General features: G+C 30.9%; 3 protein-coding genes. 2 read left to right on the top strand and 1 reads right to left on the bottom strand.

Annotation, left to right across the window (positions count from 1 at the left end; all coding sequences use genetic code 11):
- Positions 1 to 1,123 (top strand): L,D-transpeptidase family protein (locus CN514_RS14280; RefSeq protein ID WP_217993929.1); only part of this gene is annotated, 1,123 nt, incomplete at its 5' end.
- 107 nt (positions 1,124 to 1,230) lie between these two features.
- Here the strand turns inward: CN514_RS14280 and CN514_RS14275 are convergent.
- Complete coding sequence (locus tag CN514_RS14275; RefSeq protein ID WP_353652067.1) at positions 1,231 to 1,518, bottom strand: alpha/beta hydrolase family protein; 288 nt, start codon at positions 1,516 to 1,518, stop codon at positions 1,231 to 1,233.
- 484 nt (positions 1,519 to 2,002) lie between these two features.
- Here CN514_RS14275 and CN514_RS14270 point away from each other — a divergent pair.
- The coding region (locus tag CN514_RS14270) for a glycoside hydrolase family 3 N-terminal domain-containing protein (protein WP_141529381.1) at positions 2,003 to 2,559 on the top strand (557 nt) is incomplete at its 3' end.

Below are 2,559 nucleotides of genomic sequence, written 5' to 3'. Positions count from 1 at the left end.
TCGAAAAGAAATTTCTTTAATAAAAACATCTAAGAACTCTTTTTCTGGAAAAATGAACATTACAAGTTCATTTGCAAAAGGTGAATATAAACTTAATTCAATTAAATTTAATCACCAAAATCTAGTAATCTCTGATAATAAAATCAATTTTACAATTTTAGATTTACCGACCCCAATCATTGATCAAGTAACAAATCAATCAACAGCTATTAAAGGGTTATTTCTTTCAAATAGTCATGTAGAAGTGTATAAAGATTCTAAATTAATTAATACGGTGAAAACAAATAATAAAGGTGAATTTACCGAAGCTATAAGACCATTGAAAGAATTTACTAAAATAAGCGTCATTGGGGTTAGTCATGGATTAAAAAGTAAACCAATTACAGTTAGTGTAAAAGATTCAGTTGCACCATCGATTACTTCTCTTTCTGCTATATCTGATCAATCACTGAATGTAACTGGAATATCTGAACCTTTCGGAACTGTCAAAGTATATATGAATGAAAATCTAATCGGTGATAATACAGTTAGCTCAACAGGCAAGTTCGCTGTTAAAATTGCTAAACAAAAAGCGAATTCAATTCTCAAAGTAATCGTTCTAGATCAAAGTAATAATCAAAGTACACCACATACTTTGCGCGTATTACATTATACTTTACCAGCGGGAAGTACAGTTAAAAATAGCTTAACTTTATCAACTGATAAATTGTTAATTGTCAATACAAGGACGAATAAACTAACTTTTTATCGTAATGGTAATCTTGTAAAAACCTTTACTGTTGCAACAGGTAAGTCGTCAACACCTACACCTATTGGAAAATTTGTCATCTCAAACAAAGTTAAGAACCGTCCATGGTACAAGGGAAATATTCCTGGAGGTGATCCTAGAAATCCACTTGGTAACCGCTGGCTAGGATTAAGTGTTGGTGCTGCATATGGTATCCACGGAAATAATAAAGAAAGTTCAATAGGACAATCAGTAAGTTCAGGCTGTGTTCGAATGCATAATAGTGAAATCCAATGGCTTTATGAGCAAGTTAACGTAGGAACAACTGTCATTATTGCTAATTCTTCCAATTCGAATGGAAAAATTGCCAGTTCTTATGGTATTTCAATCGCATAAGTAAAGAAAAGGGATGCCTCATAGTCGATTTTTTGGACAGAGAGACACCCTTTTATTTTATTTTCCAACTAAAGAGAACGGGTCAGTTTTCTGACTTTACCATATTCTCATACATCCATTTGGAGAAATTCAATCATCTGTTTTAATGAATCTTGAACAATTTGGAGATGAAAATCCTTATCAAATATATGTTCTCCGTTTGGAATAGTAATGAACTTTGTTTTCACTCCTTGTTGTAATAGGGCACCTCTCATAAAGACAGATTGTTCGTATGGAACATCTGTGTCTTTCGTACCGTGTAAAAATAATGTTGGCGGGTAATCTTGTGTAATCTGTTTAATGGGATAAATTTTAAGAAGCTGATCTTTATTTGTCAATGGATCAACACCTGATATCTTAATATTTTTATGGCTCTTAGTAATTCTTCCTCCTCATTGTATGGCATTGTGGGGAGCGTTCCGAATTTTAAAAGAATCGTTTAAATGATTTATTTTATCCTTATCTCAATATTTGATAATTTTTAGCTTACTAATTTAAAAATGAAAGATAAAAAATAACGGGTAACCGTTCATTCTCAGCCTGTTATAAAAATATTCATGGGTAGGGAATAATTGTACTTATTTATAGCATATAAAAAAAATAGAGATTCTCCTTTTTTGTAGAAAGTTAGTGCGTTTCCCAAGTGTAGAACGAACATTCCCAAATAGCTACTATAATCGATATGTTGAGCAACTTTTGTTAAACCATTACTCGAAGATTAGATTTGTATTAAATCATAAATTTTATACAAAATGTTTATCATTTAGAAACATTTATTTGCTATGATTTGATAAAGGGGAATATTGACATATACTTCATATTGAATTTAGAGGTGAAAAAATGAAAAACAATATTAAAAAATTATCAATGATTGCGATTAGTAGTTTCATATTGTTATCTGGTTGTTTAGTAGTTAAGGCTCAGAAAAATGTAAGTGTTTCAAAAACTGACCCGATACTAACTGAGCTTAATAAACTAACACTTAAGGAAAAAATCGGACAAATGATTATCGCAGGTTTTGATGGAACAACATCAAGTAATGCAGATACACTTTTAAAAAATTATAAATTAGGCGGCGTCATACTCTTTGGAACAAATATAAAAAGTCCAAGTCAATTAGTAAATTTAACAAATGACATTAAAACATATAATAAAAATAACAAGGTACCTTTGTTTATCTCTGTCGATCAAGAAGGCGGTAGAGTTAATCGGATGCCTTCAGGGGTTTTAAATACACCTTCTGCTAGAACGATTGGAAATAAAAATAATATGCAATACGCATATAATATAGGTAATATGATTTCAAAAGAACTATCATCCTTTGGATTCAATACTGATTTTTCACCAGTATTCGATATACAAAGTAATCCTAAAAATACAGTAATTGGAGATCGTTC

It is taken from the genome of Bacillus sp. AFS001701, assembly GCF_002559405.1.
Lineage (GTDB): Bacteria > Bacillota > Bacilli > Bacillales > Bacillaceae_G > Gottfriedia.
The sequence above is the reverse complement of the archived record's forward strand: the minus strand, read 5'-3'. Positions and strand labels throughout refer to the sequence as shown.